This is a genomic window from uncultured Xanthomonas sp. (genome assembly GCF_964278005.1).
In the GTDB taxonomy this organism is placed as follows: domain Bacteria; phylum Pseudomonadota; class Gammaproteobacteria; order Xanthomonadales; family Xanthomonadaceae; genus Xanthomonas_A; species Xanthomonas_A sontii.
This window is the reverse complement of sequence record NZ_CAXYKF010000006.1, coordinates 468,561-492,810: the sequence shown is the minus strand read 5'-3', so window position 1 is coordinate 492,810 and position 24,250 is coordinate 468,561. Positions and strand designations below refer to the sequence as shown.

22 protein-coding genes and 1 riboswitch are annotated in these 24,250 nt (G+C 70.6%); of the genes, 5 read left to right on the top strand and 17 right to left on the bottom strand.

Going from position 1 to position 24,250, the window contains the following annotated elements; all coding sequences use genetic code 11:
* Positions 1-45 precede the first annotated feature (45 nt).
* Genes ACHWVH_RS04520 through ACHWVH_RS04505 form a run of 4 tightly spaced genes read left to right on the top strand, consistent with a single transcriptional unit; the run spans position 46 to position 4,066 of the window.
* Positions 46-1,770 (top strand): penicillin-binding protein activator, encoded by a 1,725-nt coding sequence (locus tag ACHWVH_RS04520; protein ID WP_394686745.1) that lies wholly within the window; start codon positions 46-48, stop codon positions 1,768-1,770.
* Entirely contained in the window at positions 1,760-2,128 is a 369-nt protein-coding gene (locus tag ACHWVH_RS04515; protein ID WP_026143653.1) for a YraN family protein, read from the top strand. Before ACHWVH_RS04520 ends, ACHWVH_RS04515 begins: the two co-directional genes overlap by 11 nt.
* Before the next feature lies 1 nt (position 2,129).
* Positions 2,130-2,681, top strand: coding sequence for a metal-dependent hydrolase (locus ACHWVH_RS04510; protein ID WP_267099979.1), 552 nt, complete (start codon positions 2,130-2,132; stop codon positions 2,679-2,681).
* The gene (locus tag ACHWVH_RS04505; protein ID WP_394686744.1) at positions 2,678-4,066 is read left to right on the top strand and encodes an FAD-binding oxidoreductase; all 1,389 of its coding nucleotides are present in this window, start codon (positions 2,678-2,680) and stop codon (positions 4,064-4,066) included. Before ACHWVH_RS04510 ends, ACHWVH_RS04505 begins: the two co-directional genes overlap by 4 nt.
* Before the next feature lie 230 nt (positions 4,067-4,296).
* Here ACHWVH_RS04505 and ACHWVH_RS04500 read toward each other — a convergent pair whose 3' ends face one another.
* The 15 genes from ACHWVH_RS04500 to ACHWVH_RS04430 all read right to left on the bottom strand — a co-directional run bounded on the left by ACHWVH_RS04500 (position 4,297) and on the right by ACHWVH_RS04430 (position 21,443).
* Positions 4,297-4,824: a hypothetical protein gene (locus tag ACHWVH_RS04500; RefSeq protein WP_267085431.1), complete on the bottom strand. Its 528-nt coding sequence runs from the start codon at positions 4,822-4,824 to the stop codon at positions 4,297-4,299.
* A gap of 5 nt (positions 4,825-4,829) precedes the next feature.
* Positions 4,830-5,021 carry a hypothetical protein gene (locus tag ACHWVH_RS04495; protein WP_152235537.1) on the bottom strand — a complete coding sequence of 64 codons (192 nt, stop codon included), beginning with the start codon at positions 5,019-5,021 and terminating at the stop codon, positions 4,830-4,832.
* Between the two features lie 85 nt (positions 5,022-5,106).
* Positions 5,107-5,853: a response regulator gene (locus tag ACHWVH_RS04490; protein WP_152235536.1), complete on the bottom strand. Its 747-nt coding sequence runs from the start codon at positions 5,851-5,853 to the stop codon at positions 5,107-5,109.
* Positions 5,843-8,521, bottom strand: coding sequence for a sensor histidine kinase KdpD (locus tag ACHWVH_RS04485; RefSeq protein ID WP_267086345.1), 2,679 nt, complete (start codon positions 8,519-8,521; stop codon positions 5,843-5,845). The genes ACHWVH_RS04490 and ACHWVH_RS04485 overlap by 11 nt, the downstream gene beginning before the upstream one ends.
* 60 nt (positions 8,522-8,581) lie before the next feature.
* The gene (gene kdpC / locus ACHWVH_RS04480) at positions 8,582-9,208 is read right to left on the bottom strand and encodes a potassium-transporting ATPase subunit KdpC (RefSeq protein ID WP_394686743.1); all 627 of its coding nucleotides are present in this window, start codon (positions 9,206-9,208) and stop codon (positions 8,582-8,584) included.
* Between the two features lie 39 nt (positions 9,209-9,247).
* Complete coding sequence (kdpB, locus tag ACHWVH_RS04475) at positions 9,248-11,317, bottom strand: potassium-transporting ATPase subunit KdpB (protein WP_394686742.1); 2,070 nt, start codon at positions 11,315-11,317, stop codon at positions 9,248-9,250.
* A gap of 10 nt (positions 11,318-11,327) precedes the next feature.
* On the bottom strand, positions 11,328-13,046 hold the full coding sequence (gene kdpA / locus ACHWVH_RS04470) for a potassium-transporting ATPase subunit KdpA (protein WP_394686741.1): 1,719 nt from the start codon (positions 13,044-13,046) through the stop codon (positions 11,328-11,330).
* A 16-nt stretch (positions 13,047-13,062) separates the two neighbouring features.
* Positions 13,063-13,155, bottom strand: a complete 93-nt coding sequence (locus ACHWVH_RS04465; protein ID WP_010341961.1) for a potassium-transporting ATPase subunit F — start codon at positions 13,153-13,155, stop codon at positions 13,063-13,065.
* 291 nt (positions 13,156-13,446) lie between these two features.
* Positions 13,447-14,955: an outer membrane beta-barrel protein gene (locus ACHWVH_RS04460; RefSeq protein WP_394686740.1), complete on the bottom strand. Its 1,509-nt coding sequence runs from the start codon at positions 14,953-14,955 to the stop codon at positions 13,447-13,449.
* Positions 14,956-15,662: 707 nt separating this feature from the next.
* The gene (locus ACHWVH_RS04455) at positions 15,663-17,246 is read right to left on the bottom strand and encodes a CocE/NonD family hydrolase (RefSeq protein ID WP_394686739.1); all 1,584 of its coding nucleotides are present in this window, start codon (positions 17,244-17,246) and stop codon (positions 15,663-15,665) included.
* Between the two features lie 221 nt (positions 17,247-17,467).
* Entirely contained in the window at positions 17,468-18,442 is a 975-nt protein-coding gene (gene thiL, locus ACHWVH_RS04450; protein WP_394686738.1) for a thiamine-phosphate kinase, read from the bottom strand.
* A gap of 133 nt (positions 18,443-18,575) precedes the next feature.
* The gene (nusB, locus tag ACHWVH_RS04445; RefSeq protein ID WP_017910046.1) at positions 18,576-19,046 is read right to left on the bottom strand and encodes a transcription antitermination factor NusB; all 471 of its coding nucleotides are present in this window, start codon (positions 19,044-19,046) and stop codon (positions 18,576-18,578) included.
* Positions 19,043-19,510 carry a 6,7-dimethyl-8-ribityllumazine synthase gene (ribH, locus tag ACHWVH_RS04440; RefSeq protein ID WP_017910047.1) on the bottom strand — a complete coding sequence of 156 codons (468 nt, stop codon included), beginning with the start codon at positions 19,508-19,510 and terminating at the stop codon, positions 19,043-19,045. The genes nusB and ribH overlap by 4 nt, the downstream gene beginning before the upstream one ends.
* Before the next feature lie 90 nt (positions 19,511-19,600).
* Entirely contained in the window at positions 19,601-20,728 is a 1,128-nt protein-coding gene (gene ribB / locus ACHWVH_RS04435) for a 3,4-dihydroxy-2-butanone-4-phosphate synthase (RefSeq protein WP_394686812.1), read from the bottom strand.
* A gap of 115 nt (positions 20,729-20,843) precedes the next feature.
* Positions 20,844-21,443, bottom strand: coding sequence for a riboflavin synthase (locus tag ACHWVH_RS04430; RefSeq protein ID WP_394686737.1), 600 nt, complete (start codon positions 21,441-21,443; stop codon positions 20,844-20,846).
* Between the two features lie 79 nt (positions 21,444-21,522).
* Positions 21,523-21,686, bottom strand: a riboswitch (FMN riboswitch).
* Positions 21,687-21,905: 219 nt separating this feature from the next.
* Between ACHWVH_RS04430 and ACHWVH_RS04425 the strand changes: the two genes are divergently transcribed.
* A complete protein-coding gene (locus tag ACHWVH_RS04425; RefSeq protein ID WP_394686736.1) occupies positions 21,906-22,532 on the top strand; it encodes a hypothetical protein in 627 nt (208 codons plus the stop codon).
* Positions 22,533-22,654: 122 nt separating this feature from the next.
* Here ACHWVH_RS04425 and ribD read toward each other — a convergent pair whose 3' ends face one another.
* The gene (gene ribD / locus ACHWVH_RS04420; protein ID WP_394686735.1) at positions 22,655-23,770 is read right to left on the bottom strand and encodes a bifunctional diaminohydroxyphosphoribosylaminopyrimidine deaminase/5-amino-6-(5-phosphoribosylamino)uracil reductase RibD; all 1,116 of its coding nucleotides are present in this window, start codon (positions 23,768-23,770) and stop codon (positions 22,655-22,657) included.
* Positions 23,767-24,249: a GNAT family N-acetyltransferase gene (locus tag ACHWVH_RS04415; RefSeq protein WP_267082009.1), complete on the bottom strand. Its 483-nt coding sequence runs from the start codon at positions 24,247-24,249 to the stop codon at positions 23,767-23,769. Before ACHWVH_RS04415 ends, ribD begins: the two co-directional genes overlap by 4 nt.
* Position 24,250: the final 1 nt, after the last annotated feature.

Here is a 24,250-nt window from a genome sequence, read left to right as displayed (position 1 = left end):
GGTTTTCCCCGGCGCGCCTGGCGTGCCCAGCCGAATGGACCAGAAATGAACAAGCGATTCGCAAGGATTTCCGCCCTGTCGCTGCTGGCGCTGCTCGTCGCCGGCTGCGCCACCACCAGCGTGACGCCGAGCGCCTCGCCGGCCCAATCGGCGGCGCTGGCGCTGCTGGACCAGGGCAAGCCGAAGGACGCGGCGCAGCAGCTCGAGGCGCAGGCCGCCGGCGCCACCGGCAGCGCCCGCAACCAGTTGCTCGGCGACGCCGCCTTCGCCTGGTACGAGGCCGGCGACGCGGCCCGCGCGCGCAGCCTGCTGGCGCAGGTGCAGCCGCGGCAGTTGCCGCCGCTGAGCAAGGTACGGGTGGCGCTGGTCGAGGCCGAGCTGGCCCTGGCCGACCGCCAGCCGGCCAAGGCGCTGCAGGCGCTGGGCAGCGATCCGCAGGCGGTGCCGCAGAACCTGCGCGCGCGCTGGCACCTGGCCCGCGCGCAGGCGCTGGAAGGCACCGGCGACGCCACCGCGGCGCTGGACGAGCGCGCGCGCGCCGACAACGGCCTCAGCGGCCAGGCGCGCAGCGACAACCAGCGCGCCATCGTGCGCCAGCTGGCCGCGCTCAACGACGCCACGCTGCAGGCGCGCGCCGCCGCGCTGCCAGCCGGCGACCCGCTGTACAAATTCGTCGGCCGCGCGCTGCTGAGCCGCGGCCTGGCGCTGCCGCGTCCGTTCGACCGCGGCGAGCAGTGGGGCTTCGACACCAGCAAGCGGCCGCCGGCCGAACGCGACGGCTATCGCCCGCCGGCCAAGCTGGCGGTGCTGCTGCCGCTGAGCGGCAGCCTGGCCACCGCGGCCGCGCCGGTGCGCGACGGTCTGCTTGCCGGCTACTACGGCGAGACCCGGCGGCGTCCTGCGATCGACTTCATCGACACCACCGGCACCCCGGCCGGGGCGCTGACCGCCTATCAGAAGGCGGTCGACGGCGGCGCCGACTTCGTGGTCGGCCCGCTCGGCCGCGACGAGGTCACCGCGCTGTTCGGGCGCGACGCGTTGCCGGTGCCGGTACTGGCGTTGAACCGCGGCACCCACGCCCCGCCCGGCGGCAGCGCCGGTTTCTCGCTGGCGCCGGAAGACGACGGCATCGCCGCCGCCGAGTACCTGCTGGCGCACGAACGCCGCAATACGCTGGTGATCGGCAGCAACGACGACAACGGCCGCCGCGCGGTGGCCGCGTTCCGCGACCGCTTCAGCGAGCGCGGCGGCAAGGTCGCCGGCAGCGTCAGCGTGGCCGACACCCCTGGCGACATCGGCGCGCAACTGCGCAACGCCGGCGCCGCCGACTCGGTGCTGCTGGCGGTGAAGGGCAATACCGCCCGCGCGCTGGCGCCGCAACTGGCGCTGGCCGGTTTCGCCGGCAAGACCCGGGTGGCCACCTCGCAGCTGGTGCTGGGCACCGGCAAGCCGGAGGACGACCTGGTGCTGGACGGCATCGTCTACCCGAGCGAGCTGTGGAACGTGCGCGGCGTCGGCGGCCTACCGGCGGCGACCAGCGTGGCCGACATGCTGCCGACCGCGCGCGGCCCGGCCGGGCGCCTGTTCGCGTTCGGCTACGACGCCTGGCAGATCACCGCCTACCTGGAAAAGCTGGCGACCGGCAAGGACAGCGGCCTGCGCGGCGCCACCGGCGTGCTGCACCTGGACGGCTTCGGCAACATCGTGCGCACCCCGGCCTGGTCCACCTTCAGCGGCGGGCGCCCGACCCCGCTGCCCGATGGAAACTGAGCGGCGCCGACGCGGCAACGCGGTGGAAGCGGCGGCGCGCGCCGAACTGGAGCGCGCCGGCCTGCGCCTGATCGCCGCCAACGTCGCCTTCCGCGGCGGTGAGCTGGATCTAGTGATGCAGCAGGCGCAGAGCCTGGTGTTCGTCGAAGTGCGCTACCGGCGCAGCGCCGCGTTCGGCGGCGGCGCGGCCTCGGTCGATCTGCGCAAGCGCCGCCGCCTGCTGCTGGCGGCGCAGCTGTTCCTGGCCGCGCATCCGCAGTACGCCAACTGGCCGTGCCGCTTCGACGTGGTCGAGGCCGAGGGCGATCCGCCGCGGCTGACCTGGCTGCGCGACGCCTTCCGCGCCGAGGATTGCTGAGGTGCCCAGCGTCTTCACCCACGCCGCGGTGCCGCTGGCACTGTGGGCCGCCGCCGATCGCGGGCGCATCTCCACGCGCCTGCTCGGCGCCGGCATCGTCGCGGCAATGCTGCCCGACGCCGACGTGCTCGGCTTCGCCCTGCACATCCCCTACGCCGACGCCTTCGGCCATCGCGGCGCCAGCCACTCGCTGCTGTTCGCCGCGGTACTGGGCATGCTCGGCGCGTTGCTGCACCGACCCCTGCGCGCCGGCGCGCTGCAGGCGGCCGTCTGGCTGTTCGTCTGCACCGCCTCGCATCCGCTGCTCGATGCGATGACCTCCGGCGGCCTCGGCGTGGCCCTGGGGTGGCCGTGGAGCGAACAGCGCTGGTTCGCGCCGTGGCGGCCGATCCGGGTCTCGCCGTTCGCCAACGGTTTCTTCAGCGCGCGCGGCATGGCCACGCTGTGGTCCGAACTGCGCTGGGTGTGGCTGCCGCTGGCGCTGGCGGTGCTCACCTGGAAACGGCTGCAGCCGCCCTCGCCCTCCACTTCGTCGTCGCCACCTTCGCCATGACCACCGCCTTGCCCACCGCGTTCACCGACACCCTTTCCGCCCTGCTCGGCGCCGAGGGCTGGCGCACCGATGCCGACAGCCGCCGCCGCTATGGCGAGGACGATTCGCGGCGCTGGGCCCTGGCCGACGCGGTGGCGCTGCCGCAGACCCGCGAGCAGGTGCAGGCGATCATGCGCGCCTGCCGCGCGCACCGCGTGCCGCTGGTGGCGCGCGGCGCCGGTACTGGCACCGCCGGCGCCGCGGTGCCGTTCGCCGGCGGCGTGGTGCTGTCGTTCGCGCGCATGAACCGCATCGTGCAGCTGCGCCCGGCCGACCGCTGCGCGGTGGTCGAACCCGGCGTGCTCAACGGCGACCTGCAGCAGGCCCTGGCGCCGCACGGGCTGTTCTGGCCGCCGGATCCGTCCAGCGCGGAGATCTGCAGCGTCGGCGGCAACCTTTCCACCAATGCCGGCGGACCGCGCGCGGTGAAGTACGGCGCCACCCGCGACAACGTGCTCGGCCTGGTCGCGGTGACCGGCACGGGCGAACTGATCCGCTGCGGCGGCGCCTACACCAAGGACGCCACCGGCTACGACCTGACCCACCTGCTGGTCGGCAGCGAAGGCACCCTGGCGCTGATCGTGGAAGCGACGCTGAAGCTGTCGCCGCGGCCGCTGGCGCAGGCCGGCCTGCGCGCGCTGTACCGCGACGCCGCCACCGCCGCGGCGGCGGTGTCGCGGCTGATGGCGCAGCCGAGCACGCCGACCATGCTCGAGTTCATGGACCGCAGCGCGATCGCGCTGCTGCGCCGCAACGGCATCGACGTACCCGAGGCCGGCGCGATGCTGCTGATCGAGGCCGACGGCGACCACGACACCCTGCCCTACGCGCTGCAGGCGCTGGGCGCGGCGGCCGAGGGCGAGGGCCTGCTGACGCTGGACGTGGCCGCCGACGGCAGCGCGCGCGACCGCCTGTGGGCCGCGCGCCGTGCGCTGTCGCCGGCGCTGCGCACGATCCGCCCAGGCAAGATCAACGAGGACGTGGTGGTACCGGTGTCGCGCATCCCCGAGCTGGTGGCCGGCGTGGAAGCGCTGGCCGCCGAGTTCGACCTGCCGATCGTCGCCTTCGGCCATGCCGGCAACGGCAACCTGCACGTCAACATCATGTACGCGCCCGACGACGACGGCGAAACCGCGCGCGCGCAGGCCGCCCTGCCGCGACTGTTCGCGCTGGTCCTGTCGCTGGAAGGCACGCTGTCCGGCGAACACGGCATCGGCGTGGCCAAGCGCGACTACATGGACCAGGCCTTCAATGCCGCCACCCTGGATGCGATGCGTGCGATCAAGCGTGCGCTGGATCCGGATGGGATCCTCAATCCGGGGAAAGTGTTGCCGGAGCGGGACTGAAGCTCGGCGACTCGCGAGGCAGCCGCCGGGCGATCGGATTGGCCATGGCGGCACCGGAAACCGACAGCGCGTGGCGTTCCGCGCTGCGATGGCGGGCGACCAGCCTGGCCGCGCCATACAAGCTACAAGCCGCGAGCGCCGGAAAGACAGCCCGCGTCCTGACTCTTACGCTGGCATCTCCCAGCGAGGATCCAGAAACCGCATGCAACCGCGCCTGGCAGCGAGCCGGCCTATCGAACAGATGCGCCAGGTTCGTGCGGCAATGCCAACGCCCCCTTGCCCAAAGAAAACCTCGTGCAAGTGGTGAAGGTTCGATCCTTGTAGAAATAGTGATTGAGATCTTCGTAGTCGGAGAGACACAGCACGAGGGAGGCAGCTCCTTGGGCATCGGTTTCTCTGAGCAACGCCACTGAACGAATATGCGAACTCCCCAACTTCCGGAAACCTTCGTCATTCCTGTTCGTGACGGAATAAAGATCTGCACCGTCCATCGTGTTTGAGAAAAAATCCTCGTCCGCCCGAGGATGCGTCTTCAGCGTTCCTTGATATCGGGTGACGAGTTCGACGTTTGCATTACCGAAGACAATGCTCTGCCTGCCGAGGACAACCTGCGACAAGCCACGCGGCGTTTCATCTGCATACGTGGCCTGCAGAGGGGTTGCCGACGCCAGTGCCGATAGCGTGTCCCGGGCGTCAGCAGCTACCGCGATATGCGACAGCATGACGAACGCAATGGCGCGATAGTGTGCGTGCTTCATGCTGCCTACCTTACTGGGCGGTCATCAGCATCGCCCGAGACATGGAATTTGAAGGCGAGAATAGCGTGTTGCATCGCCGCCGGCGCAATCCGGATCAGTGCCTGCTGCGCGTGCGCGTTCATCCGCATGCCCGCGTGATCGGGCGACTCCCGACGGGCCGGCAATAGGTCCACGAGATTGGGGAGGAACTGGCGCATCGGGCCATTGAGGACAGGCCGTCTGCTCCGCATCGTTGCCGCTGCGCTGGGCGCAGGAAGATTCGGCAGAATCTGGGGACAGGATTCAGATCGTCCCTGGCGCGCCATGAGGCGCGCACTGCACCCCGATGAAGCGCAGCCCCACCCCCGGCTCGGTGGCGATATAACGCGGGGCCACGGCGCTGTCGCCGAGTTTCTGCCGCAGCTTGCCGACCAGGATGCGCAGGTAGTGGGTGTCGTCCTGGTGGGTGGGGCCCCACAGTTCGCGCAGCAGTTGCGGCTGCGTCACCACGCGGCCGCTGTGTCGCAGCAGCAGGGCGAGCAGCGCGTACTCCTTGCGACTGAGCGGCAGCGCCTCGCCGTCCAGGCGGACCTCGCGCAGGCCCAGGTGGATGTGCAGGTGGCCGTCGTCGAACACCGGCTCGGCCTCGCCGGCCACCGGCTGCATGCGCAGCAGCACGCGGATGCGCGCCATCAGTTCCTGCACGCCGAACGGCTTGGTCACGTAGTCGTTGGCGCCGGCGTCCAGCGCCTGCACCTTCTCGTCCTCGCCGGCACGCACGGTCAGCATGATCACCGGCACCGACGACCATTGCCGCAGTTCGCGCAGCACGCTGTGCCCGTCCTGGTCGGGCAGGCCGATGTCCAGCACCACCAGCTCGGCGCCGTGCGCGGCCAGTTGCGCCAGGCCAGCGGCGCCGGTGTCGGCCTGCAGCACGCGGTAGCCCTGCGCGCGCAGGCTGATGTCGAGGAAACGGCGGATCTGCGGCTCGTCGTCGATGACCAGCACGCGCGGCGGCGGAATCGGATCGGCGTGGGACTCAGTCGGCATCGGGGCGAGACGGCGGCGCGGCGGGTTCGATGAGCGGCAGGGTAATGCGGATCGTGGTGCCGCGGCCATCGGGGCCGGGCAGCGCCTCGACGCTGCCGCCGTGCGCGCCGATCATGCCCTGGCAGATGGTCAGGCCCAAGCCGGTGCCATGGCGGCCGCGGTCGCCGCGCTCGACGCTGTAGAACATGTCGAAGATGCGCGCGCGCTCGTCCTCGGGAATGCCCGGGCCGCGGTCGCTGATGTCGATGCGCAGGCGGCCCTCGACCATGCCCGCGGCGACGCGGATCGCCGCATCCGCCGGCGAGAACTTGGCCGCATTCTCCAACACGTTGAAGATCGCCTGCTCGACCAGCGCCGGGTGCACCCACAGCGTCGGCAGCTCGGCGGACAGGGCGATGTCCAGGCGCACCTGCGGCTGGTAGCGCTGCAGGCGCCGCGCGGCCGAGCCGATCAGTTCGTCCACGCCGATCCAGTCGCGGTTCAAGGTCAGCCCGGTGTGACCGAGCCGGGTCATGTCCAGCAGGTTCTGGATGTAGCGGTCCAGGCGTTCGCCTTCCAGTTGGATCGTCTCGAGCAGGCTGCGGCGGTCGTCCGCGTCCATCGCCTTGCCGTAGCTGGACAGGCTGCTGGCCGCGCCGATCATCGCCGCCAGCGGCGAGCGCAGGTCGTGCGAGACCGAGGACAGCAGGGCCGAGCGCAGCCGCTCGGTCTCGCCGCTGACCCGCGCGCTCTCCAGGTCGGCGACCAGCCGCGTGCGCAGCGCGGCCTGGCCGATGTCCTCCACCATCGCCTCGGCCAGGCGCTGCTGCTCCAGGCCCGGGCGCTGCACGCCGGCGCCGAAGCGCAAGCCGACCACGCCGATGGTGCCGCGCTCGTGGCGCACCGGCAGGAACCACCAGCTCGCGCCGGCCAGCGTATCGGTGAAGCGACCGGTGGCCTGGCCGTGGCGCTGCGCCCAGTCGGCGGCGCTGCGGTCCACCGCGGCCATCGTCGGCGCGTAGTCGTCAGCGCCGTCATGCGCGCGCTCCAGCGGCTGCAGGCGCAGCCAGGCCTCGGCGTCGAGGGTGCCGGCGAGCGCGCGGCGCCCGGCCTCCAGCACCTGGCCGAGGTCGGCGGCACTGGTCAGTTCGCGGCCCAGGCGCTGCAGTGCGGTGGTCTGCGCGTTGACCGCGCGCAGCGCCAGCACCTGCATGCGCAGGCGCGAGGCCAGGCGCCCGGCGACCAGGGCCGCGACCAGGAACAGCAGCACCGTGACCACGCCCTGGCGCGCGCCGATCTGGAAGGTGAAGCGCGGTTCGATGAAGAAGAAGTTGTAGCTGAAGAAGCTCAACAGCGCCGCCAGCACCGCCGCGGTCATCCGCGTCTTCGATGCCACCATCACCACTGCGACGATGAACACCATCGACAGGTCGTCGATGCCGACCCAACTTTCGGCGATCCAGGCGACCACCACCGCCAGCGCCGAGGCCACCGTGGCGAACAGCAGGTCGTCGCGCGACAGCCAGTGCGCGGGGCTGCGCCAGCGCCGCCGCGCCCGCGCGCGCGCTTCCGGCGAACTGATGATCACCAGTTCGTAGTGCGCGCCGCGTTGCAGCAGTTGCTGGGTCAGGGTGCGGTTGATCATGCGCGCCAGCGGGCGCTCGCGGGTGCGGCCCAGCACCAGCGTGGACACGCCGCTGCGCGCGGCATGGTCGAGCAAGGCGTCGGCGACGTTGGCGCCGTGCAGCAGCGCGGCCTCGCCGCCCAGCCGGCGCGCCAGCGCGAAGGCGCGGTCGATCTCCAGTTGCCAGTCGGCATCCGGCTGCGCCTGGGTCTGCACGGTGACCACCGTCCATGGCGCGCCGCGGCGCTCGGCCAGGCGCCGCGCCACCCGCACCAGGTAGTCGGACTGGCCACGCCCGTCGATCGCCACCATCACCGTGCGCCGCAGGGCGACGCTGGTGCGGCCCTGCGCGGCCTGCACGTCGCGCAGGTCGTTGTCGACGCGGTCGGCGGCGGTCTGCATCGCCAGCTCGCGCAGCGCGGCCAGGTTGGACGGCGAGAAGAACGCCTGCAGCGCCTGCCCGGCCTGCTCGGGCAGGTAGACCTTGCCCTGCTGCAGGCGTTCGATCAGCTCGCGTGGCGGCAGGTCGACCAGCACGATGTCGCGCAGGCGGTCGAAGATCGCATCGGGCACGGTCTCGCTGACGCGCACGCCGGTGATGCGGTGGACGACGTCGTTGAGGCTTTCCAGGTGCTGGATGTTGACCGTGCTGTAGACGTCGATGCCGGCGTCGAGCAGTTCCTGTACGTCCTGCCAGCGCCGCTCGTGACGGCTGCCCGGCGCGTTGCGATGCGCCAGCTCGTCCACCAGCACCAGCGGCGGACGCAGCGCCAGCAGCGCATCCAGGTCCATCTCGTCCAGAGTACGGCCGCGGTACTCCAGCCGCCGCCGCGGCTGCACGGTGAGGCCTTCCAGCAGCGCCGCGGTCTCGGCGCGGCCGTGGGTCTCGACCACGCCGACCACCAGGTTGCTGCCCTGCTGCTGCAACTGCCGCGCGCGCGACAGCATCGCGTAGGTCTTGCCGACCCCCGGCGCCGCGCCGAGGAACACGGTCAGGCGCCCGCCGCGCTCGCGCTGCAGTTCGCCGATCAGGGCGTCGGCCTGTTGGGTGCGGGGGTCGGGCATTTGCTGCTGGGAATGGGGAATTGGGAATGGGGAATCGCAAAGCCTACAGCGCGACGCGCCTTACCGCTTTTGCTCCTTCACATTCCCGATTCCCGTTTCCCCATTCCCGGCATCCAAGGCCAAATTCAGCGCCAGCACGTTCACCCGCGGCTCCCCCAGCACGCCGAACTGGCGCGGCTGGGTCTGCGCGGCGACCAGGGCGGCGACGGTCTGCGGCGGCAGGCCGCGCGCGGCGGCCACGCGCGCCACTTGGATGCGCGCCGCGGCGACGCTGATGTCAGGGTCCATGCCGCTGCCGGACTGGGTGACCAGGTCGTCCGGCACCTGCGCCGGGTCGATGCCCTCGCGTGCGGCCACCGCCTGGCGGGTGGCGTCCAGGCGCTTGCGCAGGTCGGGGTTGCTGCGCGCCTGGTTGCTGCCGGCCGCCGACATCGGGTCGTACTTGGCGCCGGACGGACGCGGCTGGAAGTAGCCGGCGGCGGCGAACGGCTGCGCCACCAGCGCCGAGCCGACCACGCGGCCATCGCGCGTGCGCAGGCTGCCGTTGGCCTGCTCGGGGAACAGCGCGCCGGCCAGCACGGTGGCCAGCAACGAGTACAGCGCCGCGGACGCGAGCACCAGCAGCGGCAGCACCAGCACCGCGCGCCAGCGCATCGGTTCGCGAAGGGAAACGGAAGACACGGTCATGGAGGTAATTCCGAAGGAGCGTGAGAATCGGCGCCGGGGTCAGCCCAGCGCCACCAGCAGCAGATCGATGGCCTTGATCCCGACGAACGGCAGCAGCACGCCGCCCACGCCGTAGATCAGCATGTTCCGGCGCAGCAGCGAGGTCGCCGAGGACGGGGTGAAGCGCACGCCACGCAGCGCCAGCGGGATCAGCGCCGGGATCACCAGCGCATTGAAGATCAACGCCGCCAGCACCGCGTTGGTCGGGCTGGACAGGCGCATCACGTTCAGCGCGGCCATCTGCGGGATCGAGGCGGCGAACAGCGCCGGCAGGATCGCGAAGTACTTGGACACGTCGTTGGCCAGCGAGAAGGTGGTCAGTGCGCCGCGGGTGATCAGCTGCTGCTTGCCCACTTCCACCACCGCCAGCAGCTTGGCCGGATCCGAATCCAGATCGACCATGTTGCCGGCCTCCTTGGCCGCCTGGGTGCCGGAGTTCATCGCCAGGCCGACGTCGGCCTGGGCCAGCGCCGGCGCGTCGTTGGTGCCGTCGCCGACCATCGCCACCAGTCGTCCGCCGGCCTGCTCCTGGCGGATGCGCGCCAGCTTGTCCTCGGGCGTGGCCTCGGCGATGTAGTCGTCGACGCCGGCCTCGGCGGCGATGGCCGCAGCGGTGAGCGGGTTGTCGCCGGTGATCATCACCGTCTTGACGCCCATCGCGCGCAGCCGCGCGAACTTCTCGCGCACGCCGTGCTTGACCACGTCCGACAGCTCGACCACGCCCAGCACGTGCCGGCCCTCGGCCACCACCAGCGGCGTGGCGCCGCTGCGCGCGACCTGCTCGACGCGGCTCTTCAGTTCCGCCGGCACCTGCCCGCCCAGCGCGGTGACGTGGCGGATCAACGCATCGGCGGCGCCCTTGCGGATCGACCGCGGCAGCTGCATGCCGTTGGCCGGCAGATCGACACCGGACATGCGCGTCTGCGCGGTGAAGGCGACGAACTCGGCGCCCGCCGGATCGGCCGGCGGCAGGCCCTGTTCGCGCGCCAGGCGCACGATCGACTTGCCTTCCGGGGTCGGGTCGGCCAGCGACGACAGCATCGCCGCCTCGCGCAGCTGCGCCACGTCCACGCCACTGAGCGCATGGAACACGGTGGCCTGGCGGTCGCCGTGGGTGATGGTGCCGGTCTTGTCCAGCAGCAGCACGTCGACGTCGCCGGCCACTTCCACCGCCTTGCCCGACTTGGCCAGCACGTTGGCCGACAGCGCGCGGTTCATGCCGGCGATGCCGATCGCCGGCAGCAACCCGCCGATGGTGGTCGGGATCAGGCACACCAGCAGCGCGATCAGCAGCAGCGGATCCACGTGCACGCCGACGAAGCCGGCGATCGCCGGCAGCGAGGCGACCACGATCAGGAAGGTCAGGGTCATCGCCGCCAGCAGCATGGTCAGCGCGATCTCGTTCGGCGTCTTCTGCCGGTTGGCGCCTTCCACCAGCGCGATCATCCGGTCCAGGAAGCTGTGGCCCGGCTCGGCGGTGACCTTCACCAGGATCTCGTCGGACAGCACCTTGGTGCCGCCGATGACGCCGGAGCGGTCGGTGCCGGCCTCGCGCAGCACCGGTGCCGATTCGCCGGTGACTGCGGCCTCGTTGATGGTGGCCAGGCCGTGCACGATCTCGCCATCGGCCGGGATCAGCTCGCCAGCCGACACCACCACCAGGTCGCCCGGGCGCAGTTCGGCGGCGGGCACGCTGGTCTCGCCGTCCAGCCGCACACTGGCGACCCGGCGCGCCACCAGGTCCTTGCGCGCACGCCGCAGCGAGGCGGCCTGGCCGCGGCCGCGGGCCTCGGCCACCGCCTCGGCGAAGTTGCCGAACAGCACGGTGACCAGCAGGATCGCGGTCACCGCCCAGCCGAAGCCGGCCGGGCCCTGGCCGGCCACGGTGATCAGTGCCGACAGCAGCGTGCCGGCGAACACCACGGCCATCACCGGGCTGCCCAGCAGGTGCCGCGGCGACAGCTTCAGCACGCTGTCGCGCAAGGCCGCGCGCAGCGCCGCGGCATCGAACAGCCCAGGCCGGCGCGCCGGCGAAGAAGCCACGGAAGTAGAAGGAAGCGGGGTGCTCATCGTCGTCGTCTCAGTGCGCGGCCAGGGTCAGGTGATCGGCGATCGGTCCCAACACCAAAGCCGGCGTGAATTGCAGAACGGTCAGGATCGCGATGACCGCGATCAGGGTCAGCGCGAAGGTCGGGGTTTCCACCTGCAGGCTGCCGCCGGTTTCCGGCGCCACCCGCTTGCGCGCCAGTTGCGCGGCCACGATCAGCGGCACGATCAGCGCCGGATAGCGGCCCAGCAGCAGCACCACGGTGCAGCTCAGGTTCCACCATGGAATGCCGTCGCCCAGCCCCTCGAACCCGGAGCCGTTGTTGGCGAACGCCGAGGTGTACTCGTAGAACACCTGGCTGATGCCGTGGAAGCCCGGATTGGAGGTCGCCGAGATCGAGGCCGGCAGCGCCAGGGTGACCGCGGTGAAGCCGAGCAGCACCAGCGGCTGCAGCAGGATCAGCAGCGCCAGCAGACGCACTTCCGGTGCCTCGATCTTGCGTCCGAACAGTTCCGGGGTGCGCCCGGTCATCAGCCCGGCCAGGAACACGCTCAGCAGCAGGTACACCAGGAACTGCTGCAGGCCGCAACCGATGCCGCCCCAGATCGCGTTGATCAGCATGTTGACCATCGCCACGCCACCGGTCAGCGGCGCCAGCGAATCGTGCATGGCGTTGACCGAGCCGTTGGAGGTCTGCGTGGTCAGCGACGACCAGGCCGCCGAGGCATCGACGCCGAAGCGCACCTCCTTGCCCTCCATCAGCGCGGCACTGCCGGGCGCGTGGCCTTCGGCCCACAGCGATACCGCGGTGGACGCCAGCGACATCACCAGCATGCTGCCGAATACCAGCGCGGTGAACTTGCGGCGCCCGGTGAAGGGGCCGACCATGAACGCCACCGCCACCGGGATCAGCACGATGCCCAACATCTCCAGCAGGTTGGAGAACGGCGTGGGATTTTCCAGCGCCATCGCGCTGTTGGGGCCGTACCAGCCGCCGCCGTTGGTGCCGAGCTGCTTGATCGCCACCATCGCCGCGACCGGGCCGAGCGGGATCTTCTGCGTCTGCTGGCCGGCGCTGGCGTCCAGCGGCGTGGCGACCGGACCGGCCGCCAGCGTCGAAGGCACGCCCTGCTGGGTCAGCAGCAGCGTCCACAGCAGGCACAGCGGCAGCAGGAAGCGCAGGGTCGGACGGATCACGTCGGCCCAGTAGTTGCCGAGATCGACCTCCTGCGCCGTCTCGCCGCCAGTCGCGGCCGCCTTGCGCGGCGCATCCTGGCCACGCCCACCGAACAGGCCGCGCAGCGTCGCCGCGACCAGCGCCAGGCCCATCATCGGGGTGATGAACTGCAGGCCGACCACGCCCACCGCCTGCGACAGGTACGACAGCTGCGCCTGGCCCGAGTAGTGCTGCTGATTGGTGTTGGTCAGAAACGAGACCATGGTGTGCAAGGCCACGTCCCAGCGCATGTTGGGCACCGCATCCGGATTGAACGGCAGCCAGGCCTGGGTCACGAACAGCACGAACACCAGCGCGCCCAGCACCAGGTTGCTGGCCAGGAACGCGCCGGCATAGGCGCGCCAGTGCATACCGCGCGCCGGATCGGTGCCGAGCAGGCGGTACAGCGGGCGTTCGATCCAGCCGAACAGCGCGTCGCCGCGCATCGGCACCCCGCGCATCACCTTGGCCAGGTACAGGCCCAGCGGCCATCCCAGCAGCAGCGCGAGCGCATAGACAAGCAATGTATCGATCATGGAAGTGGCACTCGGCTCAGAAATCTTCGGGGCGCAGGATCACGTACAGCAGGTAACCGGCCGCGACGATCACCGCCACGCCGCAAACGAACGAAAGCCAACCGCTCATGTCTCAACTCCGAAACAAAGGGACGGCCCGCCGCAGGGCAGGCCGCAATCGTGTGGGAACACCGCCGGACGCGGCATGCGCACGGAGGCAGAAGGGAAGCGCAACATGGCCACGCACGCCGGGTCGGACAGGCCTTCTGGCCCAGGCCGGCATTATCGAAGCCGTCGCCATAAACTCTCCGTGGCGAAGGCGCGCGGCACGCATAAATTCTGCGTAAAACCGCGCGACGCAGGGGCGTGCGCCACGTCTGCCGGCGCCGCGCCGCCGCCTGCACGGCAGCGCGCGACGACCTCAGTAATGCAGGATCGCGTCGATCAGCGCCGTCGCCTGATGGTTGCGGCGCCCGCCGTCGTAGGCGGGGAAATCGTAGGCATGCTCGTAGCGCAGCTCCGGGCGGATCTCCAGGTCCTGCGACACCCAGTGGGTGAGGCCGATGGTGTGGCTGGAGTAGCGCGTGGCGAAACCGGTGCGCTGGCCGTCGTGGTCGTTCACGAACTCGTTGCGGATCGCCAGCATGTCCGACGCGCCGAGCTGGATGTTGACGTAGTTGACGATGGCGTCGGCAGTGCTGCGCCCCAGCGGGAAGTCCGGCGCCTCGCCCAGCGCATAGCCCGGGCGCCCGGTCGGCGCGTGCGACTGCGACGGATCGGTGGCCAGCGCCTGGTCGCGCACGTAGATGTGGTAGGCCTCGGTGAGCATGTGCACCTTCGGCGAGAAGCGGTGGCCCCAGGTGAGCACGAATTCCTGCAGGTTGTTGTAGGTCTGCGCGGCGTTGTTGTACGACTCCACGCACGGATACAGCATGTCGTCGTTGCTCTTGGAGACCCAGCGCAGGCAGGCCTGCGCGCTCAGGCGGCTGGTCGCGTCCCAGATCGCCGAATCGTCGCCGCCATGCACGCCGAGCTGCAGCGTCCACTGGTCGTTGAGCTTGGTGGTGGTGAGGATGCCCATGTTGGTATAGGCATCGACCGTGTACAGGATCGAATGGGTCAACAGGTAGTTGTTCGGCGAGAACTGCGCCTCGATGTCCGGCAGCGACAGGTAGCGGCCGACCGTGACCAGCATGCCCTGCGCCACCGACGGCAGGTACAGGTCCACGTGCGCGATCATCGGATCGTTGCCGTAGATCTTGCCGTTGAGCGCGCTGTTGGGCTGCGGGTGGTGCAGCAACTGGTCGCTGGTGACGCCCTTCATCGTGGTGTAGTGGTAGTCGTAGCCGTACAGGTCGTCGAGGTGGAAGCCCCAGTCGACATGGTCGGTCTGCACCGTGTCCGGCACGCGCTGCAGGCGGATCAGCGCCTGGTTGAACTCGCCGCGGTTGGGCCGCGTGGAGTAGGACAGCGGATAGTTGCTGCGCGAGGACGTGCTGGCGTTGAGCGAAGGATTGATCCAGCCGTACAGCTCGATGCGGTTGCGCTGCATCCACTGCCCCACGCGCGTGCAGGCCAGCGCCTTCTCGACCGGGTACTGCGCATTCTCGTTGGGCACGCCGACCGGGTAGTCCACCGCGCCGAGCTGCCATTCGGCCGACGGGAACGGCGGCGAGGAGAACGGCGCCGCCAGGCCGCGGCGTGCCGGCGTCGGCGCATCGGGATCGGCCGGTTGCGCATCCTCGCGATAGGCCGAGGCCAGGCGCGAGAAGAAGCCATTGGAACAATCGGCGCTGCGTGCCTGCGGCACGGGGGCGGGCTCCGACGTCGGCATCGCCTCCGACACGGGCGCAGCCAGACCCACGGCGGCGGCATCGCCGGCGCACAGCACGGCCAGGGACAGGAACAGGGGATGGAACTTCATGGACATCGCGACGTCGGCTCGCAACGAGCCGTCCTTCGTTGGGTGGAGGGGGCAACGACGGCGCGCCGCCTCACGCGCACGCGCCATCGCAGGCGATACGCCGGGTGGCGCATCGCGGGGAGGGAGTTGGAATGCAGCGCCGCGGTGGCGGCGGCGTTATGTCGTCAACGCGCGTGCAGTGAACGCGCGCTGCCGTGTGGCGGCGGATGCTGCAGCGCGCTGCGGCAGCTATGGTGGTGTCGCGGCGCACGCGGCATGGCCGCCACGCGGGCGCGGACGGCACGCCGTTGCGTCTGCGGCACGCGGCGCCTGCAGGCGATCGGTGCGGCCTGCGACACGCTCAAGATTGCAGCCATCGATTCCACGCAAGCATCCCCGTCGTCAGCGCGGAAAGTATAGGAATCGCCGGATATCTTCGTTGCAAAGCGCAGGCGGGTTCGAATAAAAGCTGCGTAAATTCGTGTGCTGTGCTGGCGTGGTGTGCGCGCTGCTGTGGCGATGCGTGGTGCCGTACCCTCATCCGCCCCTGCGGGGCACCTTCTCCCGGTGGGAGAAGGGAGAGGCCAAAGCCCCTCTCCCGCCGGGAGAGAGGTTGGGGTGAGGGTCCGGCAAGCGAAGCGCTGGGCTGATCCAGCTGTACGAGGTTACGCCCTACCCTCATCCGCCCCTGCGGGGCACCTTCTCCCGGTGGGAGAAGGGAAACGCCAAGTACCTCAGTGCAACGGCACACTCAAGAACGACGGCGTCGCCGTCGGCGAGCTGAAGCTCACGGTGCCGCCGAAGCGGCTGGCCGAGGTATAGCGCGGATCGGTGGTGTCCACCACCAGCACCAGGCGGCGGCCGGCCGGGATCTCGACCGCGGTCGCCTGCAGCGCCAGGTCGAGCGTCACCGGTGTGCCCGGGGTCGCGTTGCGCAGGGTGTACGGCACATGGCTCAGCAACTGCGCCGAACCCGTGCCGTCCATGCTGTACAGATAAGCGAACAACGACACGTTGGACTGGCTCGGGGTCACCGTCAGCCGCAACGACGGCGCGCCGGCCAGGCGCTTGTCGCTGGACAGCACCGGGCCGCTCCACACCGCGGCGCCGGCGCGGCTGACCAGCGGGATCGAGGTGGTCACCGGCTGGCCGAGACCCTGCAGCAGGCCGCTCACCATCACCACGCCGGAATCGGCCAGGGTCGGCACGCCGGTGGCGATGCGGTAGTTCCAGCCGCTGCTGTTGCCGCTGGTCAGCGACCCGGTCGGCAACAACAGGCCGCTGGGGCCGGTCAGGCCGTAGCGGGTGGCGCCGGCCTGTACGCTGTTCCAGTCGGCATAACTGAGCCAGGTGCCGCCGAGGGTCGACAGCTGCACCGGCGCTTCACGGTCCACGCCGTTGTCGCGGCCTTTCAGGTAGCGGTCGAACCAGCGCGTGGCCTCGGTATACACCTGGTTCGGCAGGCCCAGCGCGCCCGGCAGTTCGGCGGTGGCGTGGTCGCCCTGGCTGAACATCAGATGCTTGGGCACGCTCAACCGGTTGTACAGGTTGATGTACTGGTTCGGCGGGAACAGGCCATCGTTGAACGCATTGGCCATCAGCACCGCCGGGCCGTTGCGGTTGAGCGCCTGCACCTCGTTGATCACCCCGCGTTCGGCCGCCTTGGGCAGGAAGCCCTGCACCGCGCCGTCGTAGTCGCCCACCGCCACGTGCGCGGTGATCCGCGCCAGGTCCGGACCGGGCCGACCGGTGGCGACCCCGGCGGCAACCAGCAGTCCCACGCCCTGTTGGCTCACGGTGCTGTTGGCGTACAGCGAGGCCTGCAGATCGGCCCAGCCGCTGAGCGCGGCCACCGCCTTGATCCGCGGGTCGCGCGCGGCGGCGAGCAGGCTGGTGCCGGCGCCGTAGGAGATACCCGAGACACCGATCGCCTTGGCGTCGGCCGGGGTGTTGGCCAGCGCCCAGTCGATCACTGCGCTGACGTCCTCCACCGTCGGTGCCCCGGCGATGTCGATCAGCCCCTGCGAATCCCAGAAGCCGCGCGAGGTGTAGCTGACCACCACGTAGCCGTCGTTGGCCAGTTCGCTGGCGCGGCCCACGTATTCCAGGTTGGGCAGCGACCAGCTGGCCGGCATCACCACCAGCGGGAATGGCCCCGGGCCCTGCCCTTGCGGCACCAGGACGAGCGCGCCGAGCTTGGTGCCATCGAAACTGGAAATGCTCTGGTACTGCTTGGTGAAGCCGGCCGCAGCCGCGGCGGCGGAGAACACCAGCAACATCGCGCCAAGGGCGATGCGACGTGACACGGACATGCGCATGGACTGCCTCCCAAGCGGCGCCGGACCGGGATGGCCGGCTGCCGGAACGGTACTGCCAGAACGATGACAAGGGCTCGACACGGGGCCGGGCAGGCGGACCGTACCACCGGGTACGGGCGATATTCACGCCGCAGTGCGGCACAGTATGGAAGGACCTTGGCGGGCGGCCCAAACGTGCTGGCGCCGCGGCCGGTGGCCGGCACACGCTCAGGCCACGCGGCTCAGCTCAAAAAGTGCTGGTAGCCGCTTCGCGGCGGCTGCCACCGCTGGCCGTCGGCATCGCGCACCGCGATGCCCTTGCCGGCGACGATGCGCCCGATCGGCGTCGCCGTGACCCCGACCGCCTGCAGCGCCTGCCCGATCGCCGCGCGCTGCGCCGGGTCGGCGGTGAAGCACAGTTCGTAGTCGTCGCCACCGCCCAGCTGCCAGGCGTGCACCTGCGCAGGGTCCGCGTCGGCCGGGGCGGCGACCGCCGGCAGCGCGGCCAGCTCCAGTTCGGCGCCGACGCCGCTGCGCGCGCAGATGTGCTCCAGGTCGGCCAGCAGACCGTCGGAGACGTCCACGCAGGCCCGCGCCAGGCCACGCAGGCGCAGGCCCACCTGCACCCGCGGCGTCGGCCGCAGCAGGCGCTGGCGCAGGCGTTCGTGCACGGGATCGGCGGCGGGCGCGGTCACGTCGAGGCGCCCGGCCTGCCACAGCGCCAGCGCCGCGGCGGCTTCGCCCGGCTGGCCGGTCACCCAGACCTCGTCGCCCGGCTGCGCGGCATCGCGGCGCAGCGCCATCGTCGCCGGCACGCTGCCGATCGCGGTGACCGACAAGGCCAGCGGCCCGCGCGTGGTGTCGCCGCCGGCCAGGCCGATGCCGTGCACATCGGCCAGGGCGAAGAAGCCCTCGGCGAACGCATCGACCCAGGCCATGTCGACCTGCGGCAGCGACAGCGACAGCGTGCACCAGCGCGGCTGCGCGCCCATCGCCGCCAGGTCGGACAGATTCACCGCCAGCGTCTTCCAGCCGATGTCGGCGGCCGCGGTCTCGGCCGGGAAATGCACCCCGGCGTTGAGCGTATCGGTGGTGATCGCCAGCAACTCCCCCGGCGGCGGCAGCAGCAAGGCCGCATCGTCACCGATGCCCAGCGGCAGGTCGTCCCGCGCCCGGCTGCGCGCACGCAGGCGCTCGATCAGATCGAATTCGGGCATTGGAGGGCTGGGAATCGGGAATGGGGAGTCGGGAATGGGAAAAGCAGGAGCAACAACCGGCGCGCCGGCGATCTCGGAGGGGACGGCAGTTGCTTTTGCCATTCCCCATTCCCTTTTCCCCATTCCCAGCCCCTCAGCCCCCCGACTCCACCGCGCGCCATTCCAGCGCGGCGCGGTCCAGGACGCCGTTGACGTAGGTGTGGCCGTGCTCGGAGCCGAAGCGCTTGGCGGTCTCGATGGCTTCGTTGATCACCACGCGGTACGGCACGTCCATGCGGTGCAGCAGTTCGTAGGCGGCCAGGCGCAGTACCGCGCGTTCGATCGCGTCCACTTCCTCGACCGTGCGGTCCAGGTAGCCGACCAGCGCTGCGTCCAGTTCGGCGCGGTGCTTGAGCACGCCTTCGACCAGGTTCTCGAAGTACACCAGGTCGGCGATCTCGTGCGCCTGCTCGTGCGCGAACTGCGCGATCACGTGCTGGGCGTTGCCACCGGAGATCTGCCAGGCGTAGATCGCCTGCAGCGCACGCCGGCGCGCGCGCGAACGCAGAACCGGATCCACGCCGTCGCGGCGTGGGTGGTGCTTGTGGCCAGCGGGTTTGTTCACGGCAGCAGCTCCAGCAGGTTGACCATCTCCAGCGCGCTCAGCGCCGCTTCCTCGCCCTTGTTGCCATGGCTGCCGCCGGCGCGCGCCTCGGCGTCCTCGACCTGCTCCACGGCGAGCACGCCGTTGAGCACCGGGATGCGGAAGTCCAGCGACACCCGCAGCAGGCCCTCGGCGCAGCCGTCGGCGACATGTTCGTAGTGGCGGGTGTCGCCGCGGATCACGCAACCCAGCGCGATGATCGCGGCATGCTTGCCGGCCGCGGCCAGGCGGGCGGCGACCAGCGGTAGCTCCCACGCGCCCGGCACCCGGATCACGTCCACCGCATCATCGGCGATGCCGTTGCCGGCCAGGCTCTGCCGCGCGCCGGCGACCAGCACGTCGGTGATACGGGCGTTCCAGCGGCTGGCGATGATCGCGAAACGCGCCGACTCGGGAGTGCGGAGGTCGCCTTCGTAGTGGGACATGGCGGTGGCAGCTTGAGGGGGTGGGAGAGTTTAGCAGCCGGGACCCGGGACCCGGGGCCCGGGAGAAGCAAACGAGGTCGCGCGTCGGGATCAGGCTTTCCCGGGTCCCGGGTCCCGGATTCCGATTCCCGGCTCTACGTGCTCCACCACCTCCAGCCCGAACCCGGCCAGGCCGATCTGCCGGCGCGGCGTGCCGAGTACGCGCAGCTTGCCCAGGCCCAGGTCGGCCAGGATCTGGCTGCCGGCGCCGTTGCGCCGCCACTGGCCCACGTCCTTGCCGTGCGCCGCCTCCGGCTGCGCGCGCAGCCGCGCCAGCAAGGCCTCGCTGTCGCGCGGCGCCGACAGCACCACCATCACCCCGCGCTCGGCGGCGGCGATCGCGCGCAAGGCGTCGCTGGCGGCCACGCCGAAGTCGTCGCGGCGCCAGTGCAGCAGGTCGGCCAGCGGGTTCTCCACCTGCACCCGCACCAGGGTCGGGGTGTCGGCGTCCGGGGTGCCGCGGACCAGGGCGAAGTGCAGGTCGTGGGCGATGCGGTCGCGGTAGGTGACCAGGGTGAAGCCACCGAACTCGGTCTCGATCGGCCGCTCGTCGATGCGTTCGACGGTGTGCTCGGTGGCCAGGCGGTAGGCGATCAGGTCGGCGATCGAGCCCATCTTCAGCCCGTGGGTGCGGGCGAACGCTTCCAGTTGCGGACGCCGCGCCATGCTGCCGTCGGGATTGAGCACTTCCACCAGCACGCCGGCCGGCTCCAGCCCCGCCAGCATCGGCAGGTCGCTGGCGGCCTCGGTGTGGCCGGCACGGGTCAGCACCCCGCCCGGCTGGGCGATCAGCGGGAAGATGTGGCCGGGCTGGCTGAGGTCGTGCGGCTTGGCGTCCGGCTTGACCGCGGTGCGCACGGTGTGGGCGCGGTCGTAGGCGGAGATGCCGGTGGTGACGCCCTCGGCGGCCTCGATGCTGACGGTGAAGTTGGTATGGAACTGCGCGGTGTTGCGCTGGACCATCGGCGCCAGGCCGAGCTGCGCGCAGCGCTCGCGGGTCAGCGACAGGCACACCAGGCCGCGCGCGTGGGTGACCATGAAGTTGATGTCCGAGGGCTTGACCAGCTCGGCGGCCATGATCAGGTCGCCCTCGTTCTCGCGGTCCTCGTCGTCGACGATGACCACCATGCGGCCGGCACGGAGTTCTTCCAGCAGCTCGGGAACGGAGGCGAAATTCAGGCTCGGGGTAACGGAAGGCGACATGCGGGGACTCGCGGAAAGACGGAAGGTGCCGCGCGCGCCACAGGCAGCGGCGCAGCGTGGCGGATAGGCAGAAGGCCGGACGCGGCCAGGATCAGTCCTGGCGGCCCTGCAACAGGCGTTCGACGTAGCGCGCGACCAGGTCGATCTCCAGGTTCACCGCCGCGCCGACGGCGGTCTGCGCGAACGCGGTATGCGCCACGGTGTGCGGAATCAGCGCGACCTCGAAGCCTTCGGCGTCGACTTCATTGACGGTGAGGCTGACCCCGTCCACGCAGATCGAGCCCTTCTTGGCGATGTAGCGCAGCAGCGGCGCCGGCGCGGCGAAACGCCAGCGCTGCGCGCGCGCATCGTCGTGAATCGACAGCACCTCGCCGAGGCCGTCGACATGGCCGCTGACCAGGTGCCCGCCGAGGCGGTCGCTGGGGCGCATCGCCCGCTCCAGGTTCAGTATCGCGCCCTCGGCCAGGCGGCCAAGCGTGGTCAGCGCCAGGGTCTCGGTGGAGGCGTCGGCCTGGAACGAGGCCGCGTCGAAGGCGACCACGGTCAGGCACACGCCGTTGACCGCGATGCTCTCGCCCAGGCGCACGTCGGCGAACGGCAGGCTGCCGGTGGCGAAGGTGAAGCGGAGATCGCCGCCCTGCGGCTGGCGTGCGGCGAGGTGGCCGACGCCTTCGATGATTCCGGTGAACATAGCTACGTTTCTCGCAATGGGGTGAGCGAAAAACGCCACAAGGCAAACAGGCACGCGCACAGCCGCAAGGCTGCGCGAAGGCCGTCTTCTTTCATCCGGACTATACCGTCGGCTCCGGCATCGCACCGGATCTGCTGACCTTCCCGATTCGGCGCGTCGCACCTGCGCCGGGAAGCGCTCGCGGGCTCGTGCGCGAACGCACCTACCGCCGGTGGGGAATCGCACCCCGCCCTGAAGACGTTTGTGGTCGCCGGCGAACCGGCTCGCGCATTCTAGCAGGCGCGGTCAGGCGAGCCCGGGCCGCACTGGCGATCACGACAGGACACTGCATCGCGCGGCAGGACCGCCCCCCAAGACAGCAATGTGAAATATTTGTTAAGATGCGTACGGCGACAGCGACGTCGCCCGTGTCCGCCCTGCAACGGGGCACTGACACTGCCATTCATTCGGAGAGCACCACCCATGCGCAACACCCTGATCCTGGCTGCCCTGTTGGCGGCCGTACCCTTTGCTGCGTCGGCCGAGGGCCTGAGCTATACCTATGTCGAAGCCGGCTACTCGCGCCTTGACCCGAAATCGGACGCTCTCGATGGTGCCTATGTGCGCGGCTCCGTCGCCATTGCGCCCCAGGTTTTCGTGTTCGGCGGCTACACCCGCGTTACCGACACCCGGTACTACTCGATCTTCGACGACGGCAGCCACGACCTGACCGAAAAGTACATCGCCAGCGATTCGGAGATCGGCATCGGCTACCACATGGAATTCACCGAGAAACTGGACTTCGTCGCCGATGCGGCGTTCCAGCGCAGCCAGCTCGAACTCAAGTCGAATTTCCTCGGCGACCGCTATACGACCAAGGATCATGCCAACATCGGACAGGTCACTGGCGGCGTTCGCGGCAAGCCGTCGGCACGCACCGAAGCCTGGATCAAGGGCGGCTACTTCGACGGCAACGCGATGAAGCAGGGCAAGTTCGTCGGTGTAATTGGCGGCCAGGTCAACGTCACCCGGACTTGGGGTCTGGTGACCGAGTTCCGGTTCGTCGAGCACAGCAACCAGGGCTGGCTGGGCGTGCGCGCGAGCTTCTGAGCGCGAAACAGCTCCATCAAGAAAGGTCCCGAGCGGGACCTTTCTTTTTTCGCTCGACTACCGGTAATACATCGTCGTCGATCGTAGGGAACGGTAGGCCACCGTGGCCGGCACCGTCCTTGTCAGGCATCCACAGCCGCCGGCCGCAACAGCAGACGCAGGTCGTCGCCGAGCTGGCGCACGTCCTGCAATTGCAGCGGTACGCGCTGCGCCATGGTCTCGATGCCGAGCCCGGCCAGCAGCGGACGCGCGGTATCGCCCAATAGGAGCGGCGCCATGTACACCAGCACCTCGTCGACCAGGCCGGCGCGCAGCAGTGCACCGCTCAGCGTCGCCCCGGCCTCGACCTGGACCTCGTTGATGCCGCGCTCGCCGAGCAGGCGCAGCGCCGCGTGCAGGTCGCAGCGGCCGTCGTGCAACGGCACCGCGGCGAACGCGGCGTGAGCCAGCGCCGGCGGCACGCAGTCCGGCGCATGCAGGTACAGGGTCGGTGCGCTGCCGTCGCGGACCTTGGCCTGCGCCAGGCTGCGCAGTTGCGCGTCCAGCACCACGCGCAGCGGCGGGGCCACCTCGATCGCCGCGTCCAGGCGCACGGTCAGTGCCGGATCGTCGGCCAGCACGGTGCCGGCGCCGGTAAGGATGGCGCCGGCGCGGGCGCGCCAGTGCTGCACGTCCTGGCGCGCCGCCGCGCCGGTGATCCATTTCGATTCGCCGCTGGCCAGGGCGGTGCGTCCGTCCAGGCTGGCGCCGAGCTTGATCCGCAACCAAGGCCGGCCGCGCTCGACCCGCGACAGGAAACCGCGATTGAGCGCGCGCGCCTGCGCCTGCATCAACCCGGATTGCACCGCGATGCCGGCCTCTCGCAGCAGTGCGAAGCCGCCGCCATTGACCTGCGGGAACGGGTCGGCCATCGCCGCCACCACCCGCGCCACCCCGGCCTCGATCAGCGCCAGCGCGCACGGCGGGGTGCGGCCGTAGTGCGCGCACGGCTCCAGGGTCACGTAGGCGGTGGCGCCACGGGCGCGTTCGCCGGCGGCGCGCAGCGCGAACACCTCCGCGTGCGGCCCGCCGGCGCGCTGGTGGAATCCCTCACCCACCACGACACCGTCGCGCACGATCACGCAGCCGACCATCGGGTTGGGTCGTGTGGTGTAGGCGCCGCGCTCGGCCAGGCGCAGGGCCTGCGCCATCCAGCGATGGTCGTCGGCGGAGAAGCCGGGGACGGCGTCGGCGCTCATGCGGATGCGGTAGCAGCGCTGACGTCGCGGCGCATCACCACGATCTGCAGCAACCCGAGCGGCAGGTCGGCATGGCGCTGCCAGCCCAGGCGCTCGTAGAACGGCACCAGCACCGGTTCGCAGTACAGGTACAGCCACTGCACGCCGAAGCGCGCGGCAGCCTGCACGCAGTGCGCGACCAAAGCGGCGCCGACGCCGGCACCGCGCGCCTGCGGCCGCACGTACAGCGTCGCCAGCCACGGCGAAAACTGGCGGATGCGCGCGTCGTCGTTCTGCAGCAGGCTGACCGAGCCCAGCCAGTCCTCGCCGTCCAGGGCGATCCAGCTGGTGGGAATACGTTTGTCGTCGCGATGGCTGCGCAGGTCGGCCTCGGCCTCGACCACGTTCCACTCCGGCAGCAGCGGGCCGAACGCCTGCAGATGCTCCTGCGCCAGCGCGGGAATGTGCTGCGCGGCCTCGGCCAGACAGACGATGCGCATG

Coding starts and splice junctions, on each gene's coding strand:
- thiL (WP_394686738.1), bottom strand. CDS start 18,442: ATGCCCGAATTCGATCTGATCGAGCGCCTGCGTGCGCGCAGCCGGGCG.
- ACHWVH_RS04505 (WP_394686744.1), top strand. CDS start 2,678: ATGACCACCGCCTTGCCCACCGCGTTCACCGACACCCTTTCCGCCCTG.
- kdpB (WP_394686742.1), bottom strand. CDS start 11,317: ATGAGCACCCCGCTTCCTTCTACTTCCGTGGCTTCTTCGCCGGCGCGC.
- kdpA (WP_394686741.1), bottom strand. CDS start 13,046: ATGATCGATACATTGCTTGTCTATGCGCTCGCGCTGCTGCTGGGATGG.
- ACHWVH_RS04455 (WP_394686739.1), bottom strand. CDS start 17,246: ATGCGCATGTCCGTGTCACGTCGCATCGCCCTTGGCGCGATGTTGCTG.
- ACHWVH_RS04500 (WP_267085431.1), bottom strand. CDS start 4,824: ATGAAGCACGCACACTATCGCGCCATTGCGTTCGTCATGCTGTCGCAT.
- ACHWVH_RS04465 (WP_010341961.1), bottom strand. CDS start 13,155: ATGAGCGGTTGGCTTTCGTTCGTTTGCGGCGTGGCGGTGATCGTCGCG.
- ACHWVH_RS04425 (WP_394686736.1), top strand. CDS start 21,906: ATGCGCAACACCCTGATCCTGGCTGCCCTGTTGGCGGCCGTACCCTTT.
- ACHWVH_RS04430 (WP_394686737.1), bottom strand. CDS start 21,443: ATGTTCACCGGAATCATCGAAGGCGTCGGCCACCTCGCCGCACGCCAG.
- ACHWVH_RS04495 (WP_152235537.1), bottom strand. CDS start 5,021: ATGCGCCAGTTCCTCCCCAATCTCGTGGACCTATTGCCGGCCCGTCGG.
- kdpC (WP_394686743.1), bottom strand. CDS start 9,208: ATGACCGTGTCTTCCGTTTCCCTTCGCGAACCGATGCGCTGGCGCGCG.
- ACHWVH_RS04490 (WP_152235536.1), bottom strand. CDS start 5,853: ATGCCGACTGAGTCCCACGCCGATCCGATTCCGCCGCCGCGCGTGCTG.
- ribD (WP_394686735.1), bottom strand. CDS start 23,770: ATGAGCGCCGACGCCGTCCCCGGCTTCTCCGCCGACGACCATCGCTGG.
- ACHWVH_RS04485 (WP_267086345.1), bottom strand. CDS start 8,521: ATGCCCGACCCCCGCACCCAACAGGCCGACGCCCTGATCGGCGAACTG.
- ACHWVH_RS04520 (WP_394686745.1), top strand. CDS start 46: ATGAACAAGCGATTCGCAAGGATTTCCGCCCTGTCGCTGCTGGCGCTG.
- ACHWVH_RS04515 (WP_026143653.1), top strand. CDS start 1,760: ATGGAAACTGAGCGGCGCCGACGCGGCAACGCGGTGGAAGCGGCGGCG.
- ACHWVH_RS04415 (WP_267082009.1), bottom strand. CDS start 24,249: ATGCGCATCGTCTGTCTGGCCGAGGCCGCGCAGCACATTCCCGCGCTG.
- ribH (WP_017910047.1), bottom strand. CDS start 19,510: ATGTCCCACTACGAAGGCGACCTCCGCACTCCCGAGTCGGCGCGTTTC.
- ACHWVH_RS04460 (WP_394686740.1), bottom strand. CDS start 14,955: ATGTCCATGAAGTTCCATCCCCTGTTCCTGTCCCTGGCCGTGCTGTGC.